This is a genomic window from Rhodococcus sp. 5G237, assembly GCF_053764735.1.
The window spans coordinates 67481-85620 of the sequence record NZ_JBSNCD010000003.1 but is presented as its reverse complement, the minus strand read 5'-3'; the positions used below and the strand labels follow the sequence as shown (position 1 = coordinate 85620).

13 protein-coding genes are annotated in these 18140 nt (G+C 69.9%); 7 read left to right on the top strand and 6 right to left on the bottom strand.

Annotation, left to right across the window (positions count from 1 at the left end; translation table 11 throughout):
• Window positions 1–83: 83 nt before the first annotated feature.
• From ACWPOC_RS07160 to ACWPOC_RS07150, 3 genes are read right to left on the bottom strand one after another with little or no spacing between them, the layout of a single operon-like run.
• Entirely contained in the window at window positions 84–4310 is a 4227-nt protein-coding gene (locus ACWPOC_RS07160; RefSeq protein WP_455408273.1) for a TIGR02680 family protein, read from the bottom strand.
• Entirely contained in the window at window positions 4307–5452 is a 1146-nt protein-coding gene (locus ACWPOC_RS07155) for a TIGR02678 family protein (RefSeq protein WP_455408272.1), read from the bottom strand. Before ACWPOC_RS07155 ends, ACWPOC_RS07160 begins: the two co-directional genes overlap by 4 nt.
• On the bottom strand, window positions 5449–7023 hold the full coding sequence (locus tag ACWPOC_RS07150; RefSeq protein WP_455408271.1) for a DUF2397 domain-containing protein: 1575 nt from the start codon (window positions 7021–7023) through the stop codon (window positions 5449–5451). Before ACWPOC_RS07150 ends, ACWPOC_RS07155 begins: the two co-directional genes overlap by 4 nt.
• 175 nt (window positions 7024–7198) lie before the next feature.
• On the opposite strand from ACWPOC_RS07150, the gene ACWPOC_RS07145 reads away from it, so the two are divergent.
• Both ACWPOC_RS07145 and ACWPOC_RS07140 read left to right on the top strand, forming a co-directional pair.
• Window positions 7199–7687: a MarR family winged helix-turn-helix transcriptional regulator gene (locus tag ACWPOC_RS07145; RefSeq protein ID WP_120282064.1), complete on the top strand. Its 489-nt coding sequence runs from the start codon at window positions 7199–7201 to the stop codon at window positions 7685–7687.
• Entirely contained in the window at window positions 7680–9470 is a 1791-nt protein-coding gene (locus ACWPOC_RS07140; RefSeq protein WP_268655479.1) for an AMP-dependent synthetase/ligase, read from the top strand. Before ACWPOC_RS07145 ends, ACWPOC_RS07140 begins: the two co-directional genes overlap by 8 nt.
• A gap of 75 nt (window positions 9471–9545) precedes the next feature.
• On the opposite strand, the gene malQ is transcribed toward ACWPOC_RS07140, so the two are convergent.
• Complete coding sequence (gene malQ / locus ACWPOC_RS07135) at window positions 9546–11669, bottom strand: 4-alpha-glucanotransferase (protein WP_159418731.1); 2124 nt, start codon at window positions 11667–11669, stop codon at window positions 9546–9548.
• Between the two features lie 61 nt (window positions 11670–11730).
• Here malQ and ACWPOC_RS07130 point away from each other — a divergent pair, with 61 nt between their 5' ends.
• Window positions 11731–12261, top strand: coding sequence for an O-acetyl-ADP-ribose deacetylase (locus ACWPOC_RS07130; RefSeq protein WP_159418730.1), 531 nt, complete (start codon window positions 11731–11733; stop codon window positions 12259–12261).
• Here the strand turns inward: ACWPOC_RS07130 and ACWPOC_RS07125 are convergent.
• On the bottom strand, window positions 12252–13685 hold the full coding sequence (locus ACWPOC_RS07125) for a T3SS (YopN, CesT) and YbjN peptide-binding chaperone 1 (protein WP_268655481.1): 1434 nt from the start codon (window positions 13683–13685) through the stop codon (window positions 12252–12254). The genes ACWPOC_RS07130 and ACWPOC_RS07125 overlap by 10 nt on opposite strands.
• Window positions 13686–13834: 149 nt before the next feature.
• Here ACWPOC_RS07125 and ACWPOC_RS07120 point away from each other — a divergent pair, with 149 nt between their 5' ends.
• Entirely contained in the window at window positions 13835–14041 is a 207-nt protein-coding gene (locus tag ACWPOC_RS07120; RefSeq protein WP_202400096.1) for a hypothetical protein, read from the top strand.
• Window positions 14042–14090: 49 nt separating this feature from the next.
• Here the strand turns inward: ACWPOC_RS07120 and ACWPOC_RS07115 are convergent, their stop codons facing one another.
• The gene (locus ACWPOC_RS07115) at window positions 14091–15089 is read right to left on the bottom strand and encodes an alpha/beta hydrolase (protein ID WP_455408270.1); all 999 of its coding nucleotides are present in this window, start codon (window positions 15087–15089) and stop codon (window positions 14091–14093) included.
• A gap of 341 nt (window positions 15090–15430) precedes the next feature.
• Here ACWPOC_RS07115 and ACWPOC_RS07110 point away from each other — a divergent pair, with 341 nt between their 5' ends.
• The 3 genes from ACWPOC_RS07110 (at window position 15431) to ACWPOC_RS07100 (ending at window position 18138) form a co-directional block, all read left to right on the top strand.
• Window positions 15431–15745, top strand: coding sequence for a non-ribosomal peptide synthetase (locus ACWPOC_RS07110; RefSeq protein ID WP_225623759.1), 315 nt, complete (start codon window positions 15431–15433; stop codon window positions 15743–15745).
• Between the two features lie 93 nt (window positions 15746–15838).
• On the top strand, window positions 15839–17377 hold the full coding sequence (locus ACWPOC_RS07105) for a carboxylesterase/lipase family protein (RefSeq protein ID WP_059383663.1): 1539 nt from the start codon (window positions 15839–15841) through the stop codon (window positions 17375–17377).
• Window positions 17378–17481: 104 nt separating this feature from the next.
• On the top strand, window positions 17482–18138 hold the full coding sequence (locus ACWPOC_RS07100) for a TetR/AcrR family transcriptional regulator (protein ID WP_059383664.1): 657 nt from the start codon (window positions 17482–17484) through the stop codon (window positions 18136–18138).
• Window positions 18139–18140 lie beyond the last annotated feature (2 nt).

The window sequence follows — 18140 nt, the reverse complement described above, 5'->3', positions numbered from 1 at the left end:
CGGAAAGACCCAATTGTTGCGGGCGCGATCCCTGTCGCGCCCGCCACAGTCATCTCCGAAACCCGGTCATGTCTCCGGCTCGGTCACGTCGACAGCTCGGTGAGTGGTCGGAGTCGCCGCACGCGGCCGTCCCAGTGCACGCGGGTCGTCACGGCCGCACCGTCGGCGAGTCGCCGGACTTCGTAGACGTCGAGTTCGGGCACCTCGGGCACACAACCCCACAGTGCGTGCCCGGTCATGACGAAGTCGATGTCCTGCCGCACGAGCAGGCCCATGAGTTCACCGATCGTCGGGTCGTCGATCTTGGCGAATGCGTCGTCGAGCAGTACGAGCCGCAGTGCGGTGCCGGTGTCGGGCAAGCCGGAGAGATAACCGTCCGCCGCCGCAAACAGTGCCACGTACGACACGAACCGGGTCTCACCCTGGGATATCTTGGCGCGCGCGGAGATCCGCCTCTCCCGGTCCGGTTCGGGACCGAGGATGGTCACCTCGACCTCGTGCCAGCGCCGGTAGTCCAGTGCCTGCGACAGGTGCTGCGCGTAGCCGGCGGACGGATCGGCGGTGTGAGCGGATTCCACCCGGCGCCGCAGCATCCCGACCAGGTCGGACGCATCCTCGGGTGACCGTTCGGTGGCGGTGAGCAGCTGCGTCAGTCGCGCCGCGTCGGTGTCCTCGCCACCGGGGCGCCACTCGATCCTCACGCCGATCCCGTGCGTCGTGCGGCTGTCGGCGAGACTGTCGTTCATCGCGGCGATCACCTGTCGTGCCCGCTCGATCCGCCGGCGCAGTTCGTCGGCCACACCGCCGAGCACGAATCCCGTGAATACGTCGTGCTCGCGTTGCGACAGTGCCCGCCGGCCGTCCTCGACCTGCCGGGTCAGGGTGGCCGAGACACCCGTGGGCGTGGTGTCGTCGCCCGCCCCGGTGATCCGGACGCGATGGGCGCCGTGCGTCACCGTGTGCTCGATGTCGAACCGGGCCGTGAGGTCGCGGTCGAACTGCTGCAGCGCGACGAGCATCGCGTTGTCGTCGACTCCCGTGCGCGGCGGCAACGCGGCAAGCAGGGTGCGGGCCACCGAGAGCACGTGATCCGGATCCTCGAGCTGAACGGGAGGCAGAACCGTCCGGGCAGAGGCGGAGTCCGACTCCGGATCCTCCTCGAGTGCGGCGCGCAGTTCGGGCAGCTGCAGGTGAGCGGCGAGCAGTTCGGCGGCCGCGGCGAGTTCGCGACGGTCGCGGTCGAGCCGTTCGCGTGCGGCAGCACATCGCTGCAGCACCTCGGCGACGGCACGGCCCAGGTGGTCGCGATGGGCGACCGTGCGCCGGAACTGTTCGTCGGCGCGGGCCCGTTCGGCCTCCGAGTCGCGCAGTTCCTGCGCCAGGTCGGCGGAGTCGACGTCGACGGCCGCCGTTTGCGCCGCGACCACGGCGGCCTTCGCGTGCCATTCGTAGCGGCACGATTCGGCGATCTCCTCCGCGTCGACCCGTTCGACAGTGGCCTGCGCATACCGCTCGGTGGCATCCGTGAACCTGGCGTGGGCGGCGAGGACGTCACCGAGATCGCGTGCCAGCTCGGTGCACAGCGTGTCGGCGGACGCACATCCGGCGACCAGCGCCTCCAGTTCTGGAACGTCGCAGGGCACGCCGAAGTGCTCGCACGCCGTGCGGTGGGCGTCGAGCTCGGCGGTCCAGCGAGCACGCAGCGTCGTCGCCCGCTCGCGCAGTTCCACCGCGGTGTTCGCCGCGGACCGCACATGCGCGTACGCGTGCCGACGTCGTTCGAGCGCGGCGCGCAGGGCGTGCGAGGTCGGCGCGGTCGACAGGTGCGCGTCGATCTCCGCCCGCCGGTGCGCCGCGTCGGGATAGTCGACGCGCAGCTGTTCCACCGCCAGGTCGATCCGGGTGAGTTCGGCGCGGATCTCGTCGAGACGCACCCGCCGTGCCGCGGTCGCGGCCTCCCGGGCAGGCCTGCCGATGCAGTGCGGGGTCTCGGCGGTGTGGCGCCCACGCAGAACGCCGTTGTGCCAGCGGCCGTCCCGCGAGACCGAAGCCACGGCGGTGGCGTCCTCGAATCCGATCGTGTTGAGGACCGCCTCGATCGCCGGGCGCGGCACGTCGGCCTCGGGGTCCGGGCGCAGGACCGTCGACAGGGACTGCGCCGGTGGTTCGCCGCGCGGCGAGACGAGGACCTGGCCGCCCAGCGCACGCAAGCGACCCTCGCCGTCGACCGTGGCGGTGAGGAAACCCGCGGAGAGCAACGCAGCCTCGATCCCGGCACGGTCGTCGTCCCCGAGCGTGTCGACGAACTCGACCGCCCGCCACAGGGGGACACCGTCGGTGCGCACGTGCCAGGGTGCCTGTTCGGGTCCCTCACCGATCGCGTCGAGTGCCGCCTGTTCCCGGACGAGATCCTCGCGCGCGGTCCGCGCCTCACGTTCCCGGCGCTCGCGCTCGGCCGGCGCGCCGGCGAGGTCGCTCAGAGCGGACCGAGCGGCAGCGGCGGGCAGCGAATCCAACTCGGCGAGCGTCGAATCGAGGTCGACGCCCTCGGAGTCCGTCTCGGTGGGGTCGGCGGGGGAGGAGTCGATCAGTGCGTCGAGTCGCGTGGACAGTCCGCGCATCAGGACGACCCGATCCCGCTCGAGTTCCGGCAGCAGAGCCGTCGTGCGGTCGGCGGTGATCCACTCGCGCCACCGGTGCTGCAGACCCGCGGCGGCCGCACCGACACCGGCATCCGTCTCGGCGGCATCGACGGCACGCTGCTCGGCATCGCGGGCCGCGCGGTCGGCCGCCGCCTCGGCTTCCCGGACCGCGTGCGCGGCAGCGTCGAGACGACGCGCCTCGAGCAGTCTCCGGCCCGCCTGATCTCGACGGCGACGGATCGCCTCCGCGGCACGCAGGACCGCATCACGGACCTCGTCGACGTGTCCGGCGTCGAGGAGGACCGTCGCGACGACCGGCCGCACCACCTGCTCGGTGGTGTCGTCGATGCCGGTGCGCACGGATTCGAGCACAGCGGGTGGACGGTCGACGGAGAAGTGCAGCGTGGTCGGCACGGTGTCGTGCGGAAGACCCACCGACAGCAGGTCGCGGCCTGCCGTCGCAAGCCGTCGCGCGGCACGCGTGACCGAACAGGACAGTTCGTCGAGGGCGCGGGCCGCATGGTCGGCGTCGCGCCGTTCGTGCAGGCGGTTGCGATCGGCGGCAGCGGCCGCGTGCTCAGCGGCGCGGCGGAGCGCATCGACGGAGAGCCGGCGCTGCGCGAGATCGTCCGCGGACCGGAACATCTGGTGGGTCTCGAGTCCGCGGATCGCGCGGTCGAGTTCGGCGACCTGGTCGCGGCGCTCCTTCAGGCGGGTGTCCGCCGCGGCGGCCTGCGTGTCGAGGTCGGCCGCCTCGGCTTCCGCGGAGGTGAGTGCGCGTCGCGTCTCGATGACCCGCTGCGCGAGGTCGCGGGCGGTCTCGGCGTCGGCGCGCAGCAGATCCGCCGCGTACTTCCGGTACACCTCGTGGAAACGCAGAACATGTGCGTGCGCCGCTTCGAGACGGACCTGCTCCTGGCGGGTGTCACCGAGCAGGTCGAGACGGCCTCCCGCTTCGGCGAGCATGTTCTCGGTCAGCGGTGGAAGCGCGTCCGACAGGATCTGTGGGAGGCGGCCCTCGTCGATGCGGTGGCCGACATCGGGTGAGCGCAGGGTGTGCAGCAGTTGCAGCAGGCCGTCGTAGCGTTCGCGTCCGGTCTCCCCGTGCAGCCCGAACACCAGCCTCCGCACGGCCTCGCGATGCCGCTCCGGATCACGGGTGAGGGTGTCGGTACCGACGAGCTCGGCGAGTCGCTCCCGCGAGAGCGGGATACGGGCGTCGTCGACGAGGTGCAGGTCGGTGCCGACACGGAGGGGTGTCGTGAAGAAGTGCACGTCGCTGCGACGGGCGTCGGCGCGGTGCCGGATCTGTGCTCCGACGGTGAGATGTCCGCCGGGGCGCGCCAGTTCGAGCCACAGATATCCGACACGGTCGGTGGTGTCCGATGCCCCGGTGCGCATGAGTTCGTCCAGATCGACCTTCGCGGCGCCCGTCGCGTCCATGCGCCTGCGGTCGGCGTCGAGCAGGAAGGGCAGCAACATCTCGAGGGCGCGGGATTTCCCCGATCCGTTGGTGCCGCGCAGGATCATCCGCCCACCGGACAGGACGAACTCGACGTCCAGGTAGTGCCAGACGTTCACGATGCCGGCGCGGTGGAGACGCCAGCGATCCGGGAAACGGGGTGGAGGAATCTCGTCGAGGGCGGAGGGATCGGACGAGTGGGTCATCGACACTTGCTTTCGGCGGGGACGGGGCGGTAGCGGGCGGCGGGTGCGGTCAGTTCGAGTCCGTTCTCGTGCGGGCGCGCCAGCCCGAGCCGGACGAGCAGTGCAACCACGTCCCGGCGCAGGAGGGCGAGATCGCGGACGTAGATGCTCTTCCAGGTGCGGGAACGTGCGGCGGCGAGGTCGGCGAGAACCGAGTCGAGCGTGTGGACGTCGACGTGCAGCGTGGTCGCCGCCGAGGCACCGAACCGCTCGGTGAGTTCGGTCAGGAGCAGCAGGCAGGCGTGTTTCAGGGTGCCGGACCCCGGGAACGCCTCGTCGGTGAGCATGCCGGCCGGGTCGTACGCGAGCGCACCCTCGGCACGCACCTCGAGTACGAGACCGAAGTCGTCCTCCAGCATCCGGGCGAGCTCGTGCCGGTCGCGGGCGAGGATTGCCGCCGCCTCGTCGTCCAGTTCGTCACGCGCGACGAACGGATCCTCGACGAGCCTGCGGTACAGGCGGCGGGCGGCGGGTTCGTGCTCGTGACGTGCGAGTGCCGCTGCGGGACCGGGCATCCCGTGCAGGGGAGTGTCGAGCAGGTGGGGGAGCAGGTCGCGGTGGACGTCGAGATGCGGCCCGTCGCCGGTCGCCTCGTCGCCACTCGCCTCGTCCCCGCGGGCGGACTCGGTGATCACGCCCCATTCCTCGAGGACGCGCAGGGCCGCGGCGAAGTTCCGCTCCTCGGACACCGGGTCGCCGAACACGATCCCGGTCTCGCGCGCGTCGGCGCGTACCTGCTCGAGCAGGTCGTCGACGGACACCCTCTCGCCGGTCCCGGGTTCGATCAGTGCCGCGCACACCAGCGCGAGACACGCATAGGTGATCGCGCCGAACTCGGAACCGTCGGCGTGGCGGAGAGTGCGGTGCGGTGACGTGGGACCGAGCGGTGCCTTGATCAGGCGGGCGAAGGTCGGTTCGACGACGAGCCGGTATCCGAGGCGGTCGGCGAACATCGACTTCAGGGCCGGGGCGTGACACCGAACGAGGCCGAAGGTCTCCCGATCGGTCGCGGCGGTGACGATCGGCTGTTGCAGCAGCGCCCGTGCGGCGTCCCGCCGACCGGAGACGTCCCCGGACACCGCGCTCGCGTACGAGGTGCTCACGGCGCCACCGCACTGTGGTCGAGCGATGTCGTGACCGACATGCGCAGCGAGAAGCCGTGCACGGTGAGATCGCCGTCGGGGGAGTGCACCACGGTGTCGGCGCCGGGCTCCGCCGTCAGCGACAACCCGAGATCGGGATCGTCCACATGCATCGGACCGTCGGTGGTGCGGTGGCCCGCGAGCGCAGCGGCGAGGACGTCGAGCAGGATGTCGCGCGCCTCCGTCGACAGGTCCGCTCCGTGCAGGTCGCCCGCCGCACCCAGTTCGGCGACGGCGTCGGAGCGGCGGCGCGACTCGCGCCGGGCGAGTTCGTCGGCCCGGACCCGGCCGGGCAGCGAATCGGGGAGTCGGCCGACGGCCCCGCGAGACGTGTGGTCGCCGCGTTCGCGCAACGACACGGGCACGACGACGGGATCGGCCCGCCACCACGACGTGCCCGCACCCACTCGCGGGTCGGTATCGTCGGGGCCGAGCAGCAGGTGCCGGCTCGGGAAGGCACCGAAGGTCGCGGCGAACAACCGGTGGGCCTGTTCGTCGGACGATTCGGTGAACCACCGGGCCAGGCGCAGGAGATCTGCGCGGTGCGAGAAGCCCGACGTGCTCGTGGTGATCCGCCGAGTGCGCACGAGCAGCCGGTTCAGCGCCGCCGCCGCTGCCTCGCGCATGCGGCGCGGGCCGGCGTCCTCGGCGTACCACTGCGCCAGTTCGTTCCAGTCGGTGCGACTGCGACCGGGCGACCGGCCGGGCACTGTGTTGGTAGGCACTGTGTTGGTAGGCACGGTGTTCGGCAGGCCGGACTCGCGCAACGCGGCGATCAGGGAGTCCAGACGCGGCCTGATCCGGTCGAGCCTGCCGGCGACGAGAGGGGCGAGACGCTCGACGTCCGAACCGATGACGTCGACGTAGTCGAGGAGCAGGTTCTTGGTCTCGGCGTAGTCGTCGACCACCCCGGCGCGTTCGTGCTCGGAGGAGTGTCCGAGACGGCCGGAGTGCTCGAGACGCCTCAGGATCTCGGCGAGGTGCGCATAGAAGTCGGCGACGCTGTCGGTGAACGACCGGTGGTGCGAGAACAGGGCGGTGACGTGGGCGGCCAGTTCGTCCCGGTCGAGCACGCTCCCGTCGTCCACCAGCAGCTCCTCGATTCGGGCGAGTCCGTCCGCGACACACCGGAGCGACTCGCGTGCCACGCCGCGCACGTCGTCGGAGGTGGAGAGGAGCCTGCCGGTCTCGCGGTGCACCCGCAGCCCGGCGGGTGTCGGCCGGTACCGGGCGAGGCTCTCGGTCGAGGCGGTCTCGGGGGCGCTCCGCCGGTGGGAACCGCCGCCGGTGCCACCGCCGCCGGTTCCGCCGCTCGTGAGCGCGAGATTGCCCCACCGGACCAGGCTGCGGCACCGGGCGGCGACGACCGTGATGTCGAGCGCCACGCCGCGCCGCGCACACGAGACCGCGATATCGTCGGTGGACAGATCGGCGAGCAGGAGGTCGGTGAAGCAGTCCATCACCGCGAGGTACTCGTCCGCTTCGTCGGCGACGAGATGACGGAACAGGTCGCGACCGATGTGTTCGCCCATCCGACCTCTTCTCCCGAGTGCTGACGCCGTACGGACAGACAGGCTAGCCCGGTGAACGCCGAGCGGGGTGGGCGAGTTCACCGGGTGCGCGCACGGGCTGTGAAGAGACAGACCGGGAATCGGCAGGACACCGCGCGGATTCGTGCCGTGCCTCACTCGCGTTTATAGTTGCCCTGTGCAACACAATCGGCAGGCCCGGCGGCCGTCCGCGGACGGCGTTGCCCGCGTATACGAGGAGTTCGTGCTTCTCGTGCGCTTCCTGACGTCCGGAGCACGAGCGCAGGACAACGGACTCTCGCTGGTCCAGCATTCGCTTCTCGGCTTCATCTCCCGAAATCCGGGCTGCCGCGCCACCGACATATCCGAGGTCTTCGGTGTCCACCGCTCGACCGTGTCGCGCCAACTGCGTCACGCCGTCGATGCGGGCTGGGTCGAGGCGGGGACCGGTCCGGCACGTGCCGGACATCCTCTCCGGCTCACCGACCACGGAGCGACAGTTCTCGAAGGTGCGGTCGTGCGTCGTCTCGATGACGTCCGCGCCGGCCTCGAGGGCTGGGACGAGGACGAACTCGAACGCTTCGTGGATCTCCTGCGTCGCTTCCGTGCAGGAATCGATTCCGACGACCGGACTCCCGACCAGAACGATGGAGATTGCAGTGCGTGAGTACTCGACCCCGGCCCCGTTCACCATCGGTGACGACGAATCGGTCGTCCACACGGTGTTCACCCATGCGGAGAAGACTCCGCACCGCGTGATGTACTCCCGGCCGCAGGGTGACGACTGGGTCGCGGTCACCGCGCAGCAGTTCGCCGACCAGGTGAAGGCCGTCGCCAAGGGCCTGATCGCCAACGGTGTGCAGCCCGGTGATCGTGTCGCGCTGCTCTCGGCCACCCGCTACGAGTGGTCGCTGTTCGACTACGCGATCTGGACGGCCGGCGCGGTGTCGGTACCGATCTACGACTCCTCGTCCACCGAGCAGATCCGCTGGATCCTCCAGGACTCCGAGGCCGTCCTCGCCGTCGTCGAGACCGCGCGGCACGAGAAGCTCTTCGTCGACATGCCCGACACCCTCCGTCGCATCCTGCAGATCGAGGACGGCGCGGTGAACACGCTCGCGGCCGACGGCGCCGACGTCGACGACGCCGAGATCACCACGCGCCTGGCCGGAATCCGTTCCAGCGGCCTGGCCTCCCTCGTCTACACCTCGGGAACCACCGGGCGGCCCAAGGGCTGCATGCTCACCCACCGCAACTTCCTCGCCGAGGTCCGGTCGATCCTCACCTCGGACGTCGGTATCGTCGCCAAGCCCGGCAACCGCGGCCTGACCTTCCTGCCCCTCGCGCACGTGCTGGCGCGCGCGGTGTCGCTCGCGCTCTTCGAATCCGGCACGGCGCAGGCCCACTGGGCGGACTTCTCGACCGTCTCCGCGCAGTTCGCCCGGTACTCGCCGAACATCATCCTCGGTGTGCCGCGCGTCTTCGAGAAGGTGCGCGACGCGGCAGCGGGCAAGGCGGCGGCCGGTGGACCGGTCAAGGCGGCGATCTTCGATTTCGCGGAGCGCACCGCCATCGCCTACAGCGAGTCGCTCGACCAGGGCGGCCCCACCCTGACGCTGAAGGCCAAGCGCGCCGTCGCCGACAAGCTGGTCTACTCCAAGCTGCGCGAGGCCATGGGCAACGAGTGCTGGTACGCGATCTCCGGCGGCGGTGCCCTGAGCCCCCGCCTCGGTCACTTCTTCCGCGGCGTCGGCGTGCCGATCTACGAGGGCTACGGCCTCACCGAGACCACGGCCGCACACAGCGTGAACACGCCCGGCGCGCAGAAGATCGGCACCGTCGGACGTCCCATGGGCGGGAACTCGGCGCGCATCGCGGACGACGGCGAGATCGAGCTGCGCGGCATGGTCGTCTTCGACGGCTACTGGCGCAACGACGAGGCCACCGAGGGAGCGTTCCACGACGGCTGGTTCCGCACCGGCGACCTCGGCTCGCTCGACGAGGACGGCTACCTGTCCATCACCGGGCGCAAGAAGGACCTCATCATCACCGCCGGCGGCAAGAACGTCTCGCCCGGGCCGATCGAGGACCGCATGCGGTCGCACACCCTCGTCTCCCAGGCCGTCGTCGTCGGCGACGGACGCAGCTTCGTCACAGCCCTGGTGACCGTCGATTCGGACGTCTTCGAGAACTGGAAGACCGAGAACGGAAAGCCCGCCGGCGCGACGATCGCGGACCTGCGCCACGATCCCGCGCTACGCGACGCGGTGCAGACCATCGTCGACGACGCCAACACCCTCGTCTCGCACACCGAGGCGATCAAGAAGTTCGTCATCCTCGACCGCGATCTCACCGAGGAGTCCGGTGAGCTCACCCCGACGCTGAAGATCAAGCGCAACGTCGTCACCGAGCGTTTCGCCCACGAGATCGACGCCCTGTACGCGAAGTGATGCCCTAGGGGTGCGTACTCGAGCCGCGGCCGCCGATCCGACATCCGGATCGGCGGCCGCAGCCTTCGTGTGATGTCACTCCACCGGTGAGGTGTCTCCGGAGACCGCACGGGCCAGTCTCGCGAATCCGTCGTGGTCGACGAGATCCTCGACGAGCACGACCTTGCCGCGGGCATCGGCGAGCGGAACCCGCCAGTTCGGATACTCGTCGACGGTGCCCGGCTGGTTCTGGCTGCGTCGCTCACCGGTCGCATCCGCCAACGAAACACCCAGCAGCGCAGACGGACTCGCCGCGATCAGCCGGTGCAGTGCCTCGACCTGGCGATCGACGTCGGTCTCGCCTTCGTCGAGCAGACCCCGTTCGACCGCGAGCGCCAGAACGGAGTCGCGTTCGGCGGCCGCATCGGTCAGTTCGGCGTCGAGGTCGCCCTCGAGCAGACCGAGCTCCGACCGCAGCCGGATGTGGTCGCCCGCCAGATATCCCGCCGTGGGCGCGAGGTCGTGTGTGGTCACCGAGGTCAGGCACAGGGGGCGGTAGGTCTCCGGCCCGCGCGGGGAGTCCTCGTCGCGTTCGAACCACAGGATCGACGTCCCGGCGATGCCGCGCTCGGCAAGATACTCCTGCACCCACTCCTCGAAGACCCCGAGGTCCTCACCCACGACCACGGCGCCGGCGCGATGCGCCTCGAGCGCCAGGATGCCGACGAGTGCCTCGTGGTCGCTGCGGACGTACGCGCCGTCGGCAGGCGACATCCCCTCCGGCACCCACCAGGTGCGGAACAGTCCCAGGATGTGATCGGCCCGGACACCGCCCGCGTGCCGCAACGCCGAGCGCACCACATCGCGGAAGGGGATGTATCCCAGCTCCGCAAGACGATCCGGCCGCCACGGCGGCTGATTCCAGTTCTGACCGTTGCGGTTGAAGTCGTCGGCGGGGGCGCCCACCGTGACGCCCGACGCCAGCGCGTCGCCCAGTGTCCAGGCGTCGGCGCCGTGCGGGCCGACACCCACCGCGAGGTCGTGCACGATGCCGATATCGGAACCGGCTGCGAGCGAAGCGGTTTGGGCGTTCGCGAGCTGCTCGTCGCACAACCACTGCAGCCACCGGTGGAAGTCGATCCGCGAGGCCAGTCGCTCGCGCAACCGGGCGACCTTCGGGTCGTCGGGGCTCGGGGCGCGCGACGCCCACCGGTCGGCGCGGTCGCCGAACTTCTCGTACAGCGCGCACCACAGCGCGAAGTCGTCGAGCGCCTGCCCACCCTCGGCGCAGAACGCCTCGTACCGTGCGCGTCGAGCGGGGCCGAGTGGCACCCGGTACACGCGCTCGAGGACGTCGAGTTTCGCGCGGAAGGTCGCATCCCGGTCGAGACGCCGTGCCTTCCGGTTCGCCTTCGCCGCGCGCTGCGCGTGCTCGTCGAGTTCCTTGCGGTGTTTCGCGGGGAGGTAGGCCAACTCCGGGATGTCCTCGATACGCAGGTACAGCGGGTCGACGAAACGCCGCGACGACGGCAGGTAGGGCGACGGTTCGTGCGGCGGCACGGGCTCGGCCGCGTGCACGGGGTTGATCAGGACGAAGTCGCCGCCGTAACCGGCCGTGATCGCCGCCAGATCGGCCAGGTCGGCGAAATCACCGATGCCCCACGACCGGCGGCTGCGCACCGAATAGATCTGGGCCGCAAGACCCCAGCGCTTCTTCTCGAGCAGCCGGTCGGCGGTGGACAACCGGCGCGGGGTCACGACCAGGACCGCGGTGGTCTCGATGTCGTTGCTGCGGGCGTGCACGACATGCCAGCCGAGGGGCAGTCGAGGAACGGCGAAGGTCGCGCGGCCCACGAGCCGGCCGTCGACGGTCCGCGGGTCCACCCACACGTCGAGCTGCTCGACGTCGACCTCCGCCCCGTCCTCGGCAACGACCCACACCGACACCGGGTCGCCGTGCGGCACGTGCACCGGGAACGTCCGGTCGTCGCCCTCGACGACCACGAGCGCGGGCGGGAGCATGCAGCGCCACGGGCGGTCGTCGAAGTCGGCGATCGATGCCACGACCTCGTCGTCCGTCCCGGCCGGGACGTCGAGCGCGGCGAGTACGCGCCGCAACGTCTCGTCGGAGACATCGTGGTCGCGTCCACCCCATCCCGTGTAGGTGGTGGTGATGCCGTGCTTTCCGGCCAGTTCGCGCAGCTTCGCCGAGGACGTCACGGTCCTGAATCATGCCAGCAAAACGACTCGGGGGCAGCGCGCGGAACATATGGTCGACAGCGTGACCGCTCTCGACATCGCGCACGGCGACATCACCACCATCGCGGTGGATGCGATCGTCAACGCCGCGAACTCCTCCCTGCTCGGGGGCGGAGGAGTGGACGGTGCGATCCACCGGGCGGGCGGCCCGGAGATCCTCGCGGCCTGCCGCGAACTCCGCGCGACCTCGCTACCCGACGGACTCGAACCGGGCCGTGCGGTGGCGACTCCCGCGGGGCGTCTCCCGGCGCGATGGGTGATCCACACCGTGGGCCCGGTGTGGTCGGCGCACGAGGACCGATCCGGGATCCTGCGTTCGGCGTACCGCAACAGTCTGCTCGTCGCGCAGGACCTCGGCGCCCGCACGGTGTCGTCCCCGCTCGTCTCGGCCGGCGTCTACGGCTGGCCGCTCGACGACGCCGCCCTGCAGGCCGTCACCACCATCCGGGAGACGCAGACGGATGTGGAGACCGTCGTACTCGTCGGCTTCGACAACGCCGCTGTCGACGCGCTCCGTCGCGCCGTGTCCCGAGCGGGATCAGCTCAGGAGTAATCACCGAAGCCGTCGAAGAGGGTCGGTTCGTCGGGGTTGTCGAACAGTGCGGGCTGCTCGGGCGACGCCTCACGGCCGGCGCTCGATCTCGATGCGCGCGATCCGGCCGAGTCGGTGCCCTCGCCCTGTTCGAGGAACTGCAGGGCCTCCGCGAGCGAGCGGCTCGTCGCCTCCCATTCGAGTGCCCGAGCCCGTGCCTCCCGAGCACCGTCGGTGTTGAGCGCTGCCTCGCGGGTCTGCGACTCGCCGTCCCACCACACCTGCAGTTCGGTGCTGATGGTGAGGAACCGCCGCAACTGTTCGGGATTGCGATCGCCGATCGCCGCGACGGTGCTCGCGGCGACATCGGTCGCGCCGTCGAGATGGAAGTCGCGCACCGCGAGCAGGGCCACCGGCAGATCGTCCTCGGCGTCGGGTAACTGCGAGACGTCGCCCCAGGGCGGATCGGTCGCACCGCCCGTCGCCCCGTCGAATCCCTGATCGCGCAGCAGCGAGCCACCGATGTGGGTGGCGAACGAACTGTCGACGGTGTCGAGGAACTGAGTGATGGTCTCGAGCGATCCGAGCAGGTGCGCCGGGGCGAACGGCGCGGCCGGAACACGGTCGACGATCGCGAGGCGGTCGTCGACCAGCACGAACTTCAGGTGCGGCCACCGGCGGTTGAGGTCGACGCAGATCTCGGCGGCCCGCGTGCGTCCGGTGATGGAATGGACGATCGGTGCGAACAGGTCGACGGTGCCGCCTCCGGGGCCGACACCGACGAACACCAGCACTCCGGCGATCCGCAGGACGAGATCGCCGTCCTCGTCCCAGGCGGGCAGATCGTCGATCCGCTCGTGCAGGGTGGATTCGATCAGTTCGCGCACATGGTCGTCGCCGGTGGGGACGACCGCGAGCGGGACCTCCGGGGCCTGGGTGCGGTCCGCCTGGGGTGTCTCGGGCACGAGGAACGAGGTGAGCTCGGTGACCGAGCGCTCCGTTCCGAACGTCTCGGCCCGCAGGAAGAGGGGGTGGGGAACACCCCACACCGAACGAAGTGCACGCACGGCGATGACGGCGAGCTGATCGGCCCAGCTGCCAGGACGATCGATCCAGAACGCCGGGGATCCGCCGTCCTCCGGATCGTCCGGTCCGCGGGAGGGCGCCTGCAGCCCGAGTTCGAGGAGCATCTGCTCGTCGACCGGGGTGAGGTGCCGGTCGGGGGCGAGGTGTGCGTTGGACGGGACCTCGCAGCGGACGAGCCGGTCTCCCCACGCGTAGAACTGCACGCACGGCCCGGCAGGGCCACCGGCCTCGTCGGTGAAGGGTTCGAGGACCAGGCCGTCGCCGTCGCACATGGCCGCGACATGGTCGGCCAGGCGCGTGCGGAACTCGCGCCAGGCCGCGTCGACGTCCTGGTCGAACCGGGTCTGCGCGTCGGCCATGATCGGACCCCCTTCTCTGTGCGGTCGAGCCGAGAGAAAGACTAGTCGCCGGCACCGACAGGCATTCCTCCGCTGGGTCGCACGAGCGACGGCTTGCCCAAGCACACGGTTCTCGGCCTGCGACGGCCCGCCGAGGTGTTCCGATCCCGGTGAACGAAACCGTGTCGATCCGTCCGGAGGTGCCCGACCATCGACGCATGATCGACGCCATCATCCGTCTCGTCCGGACCCTGCCGGCCCGCATCCCCGCAGGACGGTCGGCCGATCCGTCCGTGTGGCCCGTCGTCGTACCGGCCGGAACACCCGAATGCACCACGGATGCCGTGGCGGACTATGCGATCCGGGTCTCGATATGACCGTGCTCGCCGGGGCGGGCTCGAGGGCAATGGCGTCGGGAGGCGGGTCTCACCGCAGTTCACGCACGAAGCGGCCGATTTCGGCGAGCGCGCGGCCGCTCTCCGGGACGATCCCCGCCGCGGCCTGGAAGACGTGCACCTGTTTCTCCCACACCTGGAGTTCGGTGGAGACGCCGGCGAGTTGCAGCCGCCGGGCCATCAGCTCGGCGTCGACGTAGGTCATCTCCTCGGATCCGGTCTGGATGAGTGCGGGAGGCATCTCGGACAGGTCGAGATCGACGGGGGAGGCGACCGGCTCGGCGCCTTCGCCACCGAGGCGCTCGGCGCGATCGACGAGGGTCGACAGGACGCCGACGGCGCGTCGTGGGAAGACGGCGCACCGGTGCGAATTGGGATGGTCGAGCTTGCCCCGCGGGTCGAGATCGGTGAGGGGTGACAGGGCGACGGTGCCGGCCGGACGGCCGATGCCGAGGCGTACGGCTTCGTGGGCGACGGCGAAGGTGAGGAAGCCACCCGCGGAGTCCCCGGCGATCACGACACGCTCGACCGGGTAGCCGTGTGCCACGAGCCAGCGCAATCCGTCGAGCCCGTCCTCGACCGCGCGCCGGATCGGATGGCGGGGCAGCATGCGGTAACCGACCGCCAGAACCGGCGCGCCGGTTGCGGCGGAGATGCGGGAGACCAGATGGCGGTGCGTGGTGAGGCCGCAGCACAGGAACGCGCCACCGTGCAGGTACAGGACGGCCGTGCCGTGCCGGCCGACCGGCGGTGCGGCGCCGGGCGCCCACAGCAGTTCCGCCCGGCACGTCGGGAGATCGACCCGTCGACGATGCGTGCCGGGCACCGGCACGAGAGGGAACGCGAGGTGGTCGATCGCCGACGCCGGCCAGGGGAGAGTCGGGGCGTACGACCACGCCTCGATGAACGGCCGCACGGTACGACGCACGGAGAAGGACAGGGCACGGGACTGAGTGCTCACCCCCGCGAACTCGCGCGTCGTGGCGCGGTGCGCGGGCAGAGGGAGCAACTCGGCGTGGGCGACGCTCACGACCGGTACCTCCTCGGTCTGCCCGGAGTCGTGGTCGGACCCGGTCGGGGTGGCTGCACGGACTTCGGATTTACGAGGATACGCCCGTTCATCCAGGTCGCGAGGGTTCGCGGAGCAATCGTTGTGGTCCTGGTCTCAGGGTGATGATTCCGGGTGAAGGTGGGTTCTCGGCGATGTACCTTCTGTCAGGTACCGGCAGTGCAAAAAGTTTTCCGGACCTTCTACACATTCCGTACTTTTCGGGCCACACTGACTGTATGTTTCGACTGCGGCGCGCGGCCCGGCGTCGCTCCTGGGGGACGAACGAAGGCGAGATGTTGCGTAAATTCGACGTTGCAAGCATGAGTGCCGACGAGATCACCGCGGAGAACCTGCCCCGGATGGTGGCGGACGCCGCGGCATGCGAGCCCGACCGGATCGCCGTGGCGCACGGCGTGGACACCACCACCTACGCCCGGCTGCACGACGAGGTCGTCAAGCTCGATGCGGCCATGGGGATCCTGCTCGGAAAGGCCTCGCTCGTGCCCATCGCGCTCGCGACCGTCTTCCCGGCGCTCGCCGACTCGGCGCGCGGCGACCTGCGCGACGTACTCGACGCACTCGTGATCGATCTCGTCGACTGTGTGGCCCCCGAACCTCTCTCCGCAGCCGGCTGACAACCGACCCGGCATCCACCATCATCGAATCGGTAGGTCGACGAACGAAGTGAACGGTACTGCACGGCGGTACCGACCGGGGTGGGAGGCCACGTGGAGGACGACACGCTCACCGTCGCCTGCAAATACGGCGAGGTCCGCGGATATCGCGACGGCGGGGTCTACGTCTGGAAGGGCATCCCGTACGCGGCCCCGACCGGTTCCCGGCGGTTCCGGTCGCCGTTACCACCGGAACCGTGGGACGGCGTCCTCGACGGCGCACGATTCGGACCGATCGCTCCGCAGAGTCGGCAGAGTCCGATCGGGATCGAACCCGAGATGACGTTGAGCGAGGACTGTCTCTCGCTCAACATCTGGGCGCCGCCGCCCGACGGCCGCCGCCGCCCCGTCATGGTCTGGATCCACGGGGGCGCCTACATCATCGGATACTCGGGTCAGAAGATCTACGACGGCCGAATCCTGTGCGAGAGCGGCGATGTCGTGGTCGTCACGATCAACTACCGGCTCGGTGCGCTCGGTTTCCTCGATCTGTCGTCGTTCTCCACACCCGATGCCACCTTCGAATCCAACGTCGGTCTCCGGGACCAGATCGCCGCCCTCGAGTGGGTGCGCGACTGCATCGCCGACTTCGGGGGCGATCCGGACTGCGTCACGCTCTTCGGGGAATCGTCCGGTGCGGGGTCGGTCACCACACTCATGACGGTCCCGAAGGCCGAAGGCTTCTTCCATCGCGCGATCGCCCAGTCGCCGCCCGCCACCTCGGTGTACGGCAGCGAACGTGCCGCGACGGTCGCGCAGCGCTTCCTCGAGATCCTCGACCTACCGCCGTCCCGAGCCGCCGAACTGCTCACGATGTCGACCGACACACTGGTCGAGGCGTCGGAAGTGCTCGTCGCCGAGACCCCCACGAAGGTGCCGGGAACGCTCGCCATGACCCCGGTCGTCGATCGCGACCTGGTGCCGAAGTATCCGGTCGCTGCCTTCCAGAAGGGGCTGTCGCACCGGATCCCGCTGATCATCGGCTCGAACAAGGACGAGCCGTCGATCTTCCGCTTCATGAAGTCGCCGTTGATGCCCGTGAACGATACGGCCGTGCAAGCGATGTTCAAGGCGCTGGCCGACGATCGGACGGATCTGCCTCCCGAGCGTCTTGCCGAGATCGTCGCGGCGTATCCCGACCTGCCCAAACCCGCCGGAGCGATGGCACTCTCGCGCGATGCCGGTTTCCGGATGCCGGTGCTGTGGGTCGCCGAAGCGCACAGCGCGCATTCGCCGACCTGGGTGTACCGCTTCGACCACGCCACCCCGATGCTCAAGGCTGCGCGGATCGGTGCCGGGCACGCAACCGAATTACCTTACGTATTCGGTAATTTCGGCACCCTCGGTCGGGATCCGACCTTCTGGCTCGGCGGCCGCAGGTCCGCCGGGGAGGTCTCCGGGCGTGTGCAGCGGCGCTGGCTCGCGTTCGCGCACCACGGCGTGCCGGCGGCGCTGGACGGCTCGAAGCACTGGCCGCAGTACGAGGTGGAGGAACGTTCGACCCTGCTCATCGACTCCACGGACAGGGTCGAGTCGGATCCGGACGGCGAGATGCGCCGGGTCTGGGGCAGTCAGGTCATGGCCTTCACCTGAGCGCATCCCGAAGCGCCGAGCACATCTGCAAGTACCGGCGGTACACCCTTCGATGACACATTCCGTGCGTTGATCCGGTTGAACACGTGTGCAACGCTTGAAACGTGCGTTCAACCGTCGCCGGTGAAGACCTCACCACCCGTGCACGGATCCGCGACGCCGCGATCCGGTGCATCGCCGCGTACGGCGTCGGCGTGCCACTACGCACCATCGCCGCAGAGTGCGGCGTCAGCGCTTCGCTGATCGTGCATCACTTCGGATCCCGCGCCGGATTGAAGGAACACTGCGACCGGTACGTGCTCGACGGGATCCGGCAGGCGAAGAGTGCCGTCCTCGACCCGCAGGCCGGGCCGGCCGCGCTGAACGACCAGATGGAGCACATCGAGAACTACGCGACCACGGTCGCCTATCTCTTCCGCACCCTCCGGGCCGGCGGTGCACCCGCCGCCGACTTCCTCGACCGACTCGTCGCCGACACCGAGGCATATCTCGAAGAGGCGGTGGCTGCCGGAACCGTGCGGCCCAGCCGGTTCCCCTCCGAACGAGCACGCGCCCTCATCTCGTTCAGCGTCGGCGCCGTGCTCATGGACCTTCCGGGTCCGGACGAGTATCTCGATCTCGAGACGTTTCCTGCCAGGCTGCGTTCCTACACCGAGCGCCTCATGCTGCCGATGCTCGAGCTCTACACCGAGCCGTTGCTGACGGACTCGACGCTCCTCGAGGCATTTCTGGCAGCACGGAAGGCACCCCCCGACTCCTGACG

What these genes read in the sequence shown, in the direction of transcription:
- ACWPOC_RS07160 (WP_455408273.1), bottom strand. Translation starts at nt 4,310, where the DNA reads ATGACCCACTCGTCCGATCCCTCCGCCCTCGACGAGATTCCTCCACCC.
- ACWPOC_RS07150 (WP_455408271.1), bottom strand. Translation starts at nt 7,023, where the DNA reads ATGGGCGAACACATCGGTCGCGACCTGTTCCGTCATCTCGTCGCCGAC.
- ACWPOC_RS07125 (WP_268655481.1), bottom strand. Translation starts at nt 13,685, where the DNA reads ATGGCCGACGCGCAGACCCGGTTCGACCAGGACGTCGACGCGGCCTGG.
- ACWPOC_RS07110 (WP_225623759.1), top strand. Translation starts at nt 15,431, where the DNA reads ATGAGTGCCGACGAGATCACCGCGGAGAACCTGCCCCGGATGGTGGCG.